Source organism: bacterium, from assembly GCA_020440705.1.
Lineage (GTDB): Bacteria > Krumholzibacteriota > Krumholzibacteriia > LZORAL124-64-63 > LZORAL124-64-63 > JAGRNP01.
In genome coordinates this window covers 1-4,481 of record JAGRNP010000194.1, presented here as the reverse complement: position 1 = coordinate 4,481, position 4,481 = coordinate 1, and the positions used below count along the sequence as shown (strand labels likewise).

Genomic DNA, 4,481 nt, shown 5'->3' with positions numbered 1-4,481 from the left:
GGGCGGTCAGGCGCTGCAGCCGTTCGCCCGGCGCGCCCATCAGGCGTCCCTGCCTGGTTCGAGTTCGAGACGGTAGCCGACCCCGTGCACGGTGAGCAGGTGCTCGGGCTTGCGCGGGTCGCGTTCGACGATCTTGCGCAAGGAGAGGATGAAGTTGTCGACGGTGCGGGTGGTCGGATAGGCCCCGAAGCCCCACACCCGGTCGAGGATGGTCTCGCGGTCGACCGGCTCGCCCACGTGCTCGCTCAGCAGGCGCAGGATCATGACCTCCTTCTCCTTGAGGGTCACCGTGCCGTCGGGCGTGACCGCCTGGTAGCCGCGCAGGTTGATCTCGGCCTGGCCGATGCGCAGGGTCCGGGGCGCCTCGCGGCCGCGGAACCAGTCCTGCCGCCGGAAGAGCGACTTGATGCGCGCGAGCAGTTCATTCAGCTCGAAGGGCTTGGCGATGTAGTCGTCGCCGCCCTCGTCGAGACCCTTGATGCGGTCCTGGCCGGCGGTGCGGGCGGTGAGGAAGAGGATCGGCACCCGGTCGCCCTCCTCGCGCACGAGGCGGCAGAAGGCGAAGCCGTCCATGCCGGGCAGCATCACGTCGAGCAGGATCAGGTCGATGCCGCCGCGCCGCCACACGTCGCGGCCCTCCTCGGCGCTCGGTGCGAGCACCGGCTCGTAGCCCTCGAGCTCGAGGTTGATGCGCAGGCCGTCGGCCAGGTGGGCATCGTCCTCGACGACCAGGATGCGCCGCTTCATGTCCCGTCCTCCCGTCTAGCCGTTGGCGTCGTCCGCGGCGGGCAGGATCATCGTGAAGGTGCTGCCCTGCCCCTCCTCGCTGACCAGTTCGACGCGTCCGCCCAGGTTCTCGACGTTGTGGCGCACCAGATGCAGGCCGATGCCCGCCCCGCCGCTGCGCCCCTCGCGCGTGCCGCTATAGAAGCACTCGAACACCTTGTCCTGCAAGCGCCGCGGAATGCCCGGCCCGTTGTCGCCCACTACGACCCGGTGGTGGCGGCGCCCCCGGCGCACCTTGATCACGACCCGCACGGGCCCGGGACTGTGCTTGACGGCGTTCACCAGCAGGTTGCGCAGGGCCAGGGCGTAGGTGAGCCGGTGGCCCAGGATGGCCGCCCCGGGCTCGGCCTCGAGCACGAACTCGGCGCCCCGCTCGGCGGCGAAGCGGGTCAGGTCGTCCTGCACGCGCCGCGTCTCCTCGGCCAGGTCGAGGCGCTCGAGGGGGCCCTGGTCGAAGGCGTCGCCGGCGCTGAGGGCGAGCACGTCGTTGACGAGGTTCTCGAGCCGCACCATGTCCTCGAGCATGTTGGCGCGGATGCGCTCGCGCGCCGCGTCGTCGAGACCCTGCCGGCACATGGTCTCGGTGTAGAGCCGCAGGCTCGCCAGCGGCGTCTTGAACTCGTGGGTGGCGCCGGAGAGGAAGAGCTCGCGCGACTGCTTGAACTTCACCTCCGAGCGCCAGGAGTAGACCAGGATCCCCGAGCCCCCGGCCAGCAGCGCCAGGAAGAAGACCCCCTCGAAGAGGAACATGCGGCGCTTGGCCCGCCCGTTGGCCTCGATGTGGGCCAGCACCGCCGGGTCGATCTGCACGTCGACCCCGCGCGCGGTGCGCGTGAAGATGAGGTGGGGGAACGAAGGCCTGAGGAAGTCGTTGGGCCGGTCGAGCAGGCGGGGGTCGGCCTGGATCAGGAACGTGGCGTGCAGACGGTCGGTGGCCATCTTCTGGATCTGCAGTTCGGCCTGGGCGTTGGCCTCGCCGGTCAGGAAGTACGTCCACCAGACGCCCATCACGAGCAGCAGGGCCACCAGCGTCCCGTAGAGCAGGCCCATCCGCGTGCGCATGTCAGTTGTATTCCTTGCCCAGGATCACGCTGACGATGATGGCACCCACGGCCAGGGGCGCCACGAACCGGATCAGGAAGAGCCAGCCGCCGAACGATTTCATCAGGCCGTGGCCGTCCTCGAGCTCCGAGCGGGTCAGCTTCGGGCTGAGCAGCCAGCCGGTGAAGATGGCGATCAGGAACCCGCCCACCGGCAGGATCCAGTTGCTGGCCAGGTAGTCCATGGTGCCGAACACGCCGGCCGTCGACTCCCGCCCGATCAGGTTGACGGCGCTCAGGGCCGCGTTGCCGCCCAGGCTCAGGGCGTTCAGCACGCCGAAGACGGTGATCACCGAGCCCATGGTCAGCGTCGCCCGGTGGCGGGTCCAGCCCAGCTCGTCGATGGCGTAGCTGCTGACCACCTCGAGCAGGCTGATGGTGCTGGTCAGGGCGGCGAATGCGATCAGCACGTAGAAGAACGCGTTGAGCAGGCCGGCCCCGGGCAGCTTCACCAGCACGGTGGGGATGGTGGTGAAGAGGATCGTCGCGCTCTTCGTGACCTCCATGCCCGAGGTGTTGATGATCGAGAACATGATCACGCAGGCCATCAGGGCGATGATGGTGTCGAGGGCCGAGATCTGCAGGGCCGCGCGGGGCACCGAGATGTCGCGCCCGATGTACGAGCCGTAGGTGAGCATGGCGCCCATGCCCAGGCTCAGCGTGAAGAAGCTGTGGCCGAGGGCCTCGAGCACCGCGCCCTTGGTGAGGGTGTGGAAGTCGGGCCGGAACAGGAAGCGCAGGGCCTCGCCGAAGCCGCTGGTGGTCGAGGCGTAGATGAGCAGGCCGAACAGGATCAGGAAGAGCAGCGGCATGAGGATCTTGGCCACGCGCTCGATGCCGCCCTGCACGCCGAAGAACACGGCGCCGACGGTCAGGGCCATGAAGAGCACCTGGTAGAGCACCTGCTGGCCGCCATCGGCGAGGAACTCGCCGCCGAAATAGGCGCCCAGGGCCCCGGGCTCGGCGGCCATGCGGGCCAGGTCGCCCGTGATGGCGAGGCCCGTGTAGTGGATGGTCCAGCCGGCCACGACCGCGTAGTAGGAGAGGATCACGAAACCGCCGATGACGCCGAGGAAGCCGAGGGCGCTCCAGGCCCGGCCGCCGGGCTTGCCTTCGCCCAGGGTGCGGAACGCGCCGACGGGGCTGAGCTGGGTCTTCCGGCCGATGAGGATCTCGGCGATCATGATCGGCGCTCCGACCAGGGCCACGCAGGCGATGTAGACGAGCACGAAGGCGCCGCCGTTGTTCTCGTGGGTGATGTAAGGGAACTTCCAGAGGTTGCCCAGGCCGATGGCGCTGCCGGTGGCCGCCAGGATGAAGCCGAGGCGGCCGCTCCACTGTCCGCGGGGTTCTGCCATGTGTCCGGTTCCTTGCTGCGGGGGGATGCCTGCGTCGAAGCCGGCATCATAGACCAATCGCCCGGGCAAAAAAAGAGGCGATCCGTCCCTTCGGCGCGCCGCCCCGCTAGGGGGACGACGCGGCGCGGCGGGCGTCCAGGCCCCCGAGCATCGCCAGGAACTCGGCCTTGGCCATGCGCCCGACCCCGTAGTCGATCACCGCGCCCTGCGGGTCGGTGAAGATGGTGACCGGCGTGCCCCCCACCTGGTAGTGCTCGAACACCGCGTCGGCGCCCGGCTCCTCGGCGTGGATCATGACCGGCACGACGCCGGCATTGATGGCCCGCGCGACCGCGCCGTCGGCGAAGACCTCGCGCTTCATGATGCGGCAGGGCGAGCACCAGGACGCCGTGAAGAAGAGCATCATGGGCCGGTCGGCGGCCACGGCGGCGGAGCGGGCGGCGTCGAGGTCGTCGGCCCAGGCCACGTCGTTGGCGGGCGCGTAGAACGAGTACCAGGCGTAGGCGAGCGAGGCGGCCAGGAAGGCGATCCAGAAGGCGCGCCAGAACCTCTTGGCCCACGACTTGCCTGGCCGGGCGGGGGCGGAGTGGGCGGCGTTCTTGTCAGCTGGGGTCATGGCCGTGCGGCCTCCCTTCCCCCGCCGATCGCGGCGGGGAAAAAGGGAATCCCTGATACCCTCGCGGGCATCAGGGATTCCTCTGTATTGGTAGCGGGGACCCGTTGTGAAGTCCAACAGAGAGACTCCCTACGCGAAATCGAGGTCATTCCGCTGACCTTCGAGGGCAGGGGGACGGCCATGGTGCTGGTCGGGATCGGGCCGAGCAGGGACTCGCGGGGTCAAGTCTCCCGCAGCCCCGAAGAATCCGGTTCCCGGGCGGGGCCGTCCTGATCTCTGGGATTCCATGATCATTATCCACTCGTCCAATGCCTCAAGCTGCGATGGCGTCGGATACGGAAAGCGGGTACCGGTATCGCCGTGCTCGGGACTCCCATCGATTGACTCGTACCGATGGGGATCCTCACATTTTCGACCTTGCCTCCCCTTTCCGCCAGCGGTACAACAAATGGATAATTTTGATCAACTCGAAAGGAGGACTACGTGGAGCAATTGCTGGACTCGATGAGAGGCGACAGCGTGTTCGTCTTGAGGATTCTGATCGCGATGATCTTCGGCGGTCTGGTTGGAATGGAACGGCAGTCGAGGGGACGGCCGGCGGGTCTGCGGACCAACATCTTG

At 68.2% G+C, this 4,481-nt stretch carries 5 protein-coding genes; 1 reads left to right on the top strand and 4 read right to left on the bottom strand.

Annotation, left to right across the window (positions count from 1 at the left end):
- Nucleotides 1-39 precede the first annotated feature (39 nt).
- The 4 genes from KDM41_17345 to KDM41_17330 all read right to left on the bottom strand — a co-directional run bounded on the left by KDM41_17345 (nucleotide 40) and on the right by KDM41_17330 (nucleotide 3,860).
- Nucleotides 40-747 (bottom strand): response regulator transcription factor, encoded by a 708-nt coding sequence (locus KDM41_17345; GenBank protein ID MCB1185188.1) that lies wholly within the window; start codon nucleotides 745-747, stop codon nucleotides 40-42.
- Between the two features lie 15 nt (nucleotides 748-762).
- Nucleotides 763-1,848 carry a HAMP domain-containing histidine kinase gene (locus tag KDM41_17340; protein ID MCB1185187.1) on the bottom strand — a complete coding sequence of 362 codons (1,086 nt, stop codon included), beginning with the start codon at nucleotides 1,846-1,848 and terminating at the stop codon, nucleotides 763-765.
- 1 nt (nucleotide 1,849) lies between these two features.
- Entirely contained in the window at nucleotides 1,850-3,244 is a 1,395-nt protein-coding gene (locus tag KDM41_17335; protein ID MCB1185186.1) for a sodium-dependent transporter, read from the bottom strand.
- A 106-nt stretch (nucleotides 3,245-3,350) separates the two neighbouring features.
- On the bottom strand, nucleotides 3,351-3,860 hold the full coding sequence (locus KDM41_17330) for a thioredoxin family protein (GenBank protein ID MCB1185185.1): 510 nt from the start codon (nucleotides 3,858-3,860) through the stop codon (nucleotides 3,351-3,353).
- A 504-nt stretch (nucleotides 3,861-4,364) separates the two neighbouring features.
- Here KDM41_17330 and KDM41_17325 point away from each other — a divergent pair.
- Nucleotides 4,365-4,481: MgtC/SapB family protein (locus KDM41_17325; GenBank protein ID MCB1185184.1), on the top strand; the 117-nt coding region annotated here is incomplete at its 3' end.

Coding starts and splice junctions, on each gene's coding strand:
- KDM41_17335 (MCB1185186.1), bottom strand. CDS start 3,244: ATGGCAGAACCCCGCGGACAGTGGAGCGGCCGCCTCGGCTTCATCCTG.
- KDM41_17330 (MCB1185185.1), bottom strand. CDS start 3,860: ATGACCCCAGCTGACAAGAACGCCGCCCACTCCGCCCCCGCCCGGCCA.
- KDM41_17340 (MCB1185187.1), bottom strand. CDS start 1,848: ATGCGCACGCGGATGGGCCTGCTCTACGGGACGCTGGTGGCCCTGCTG.
- KDM41_17345 (MCB1185188.1), bottom strand. CDS start 747: ATGAAGCGGCGCATCCTGGTCGTCGAGGACGATGCCCACCTGGCCGAC.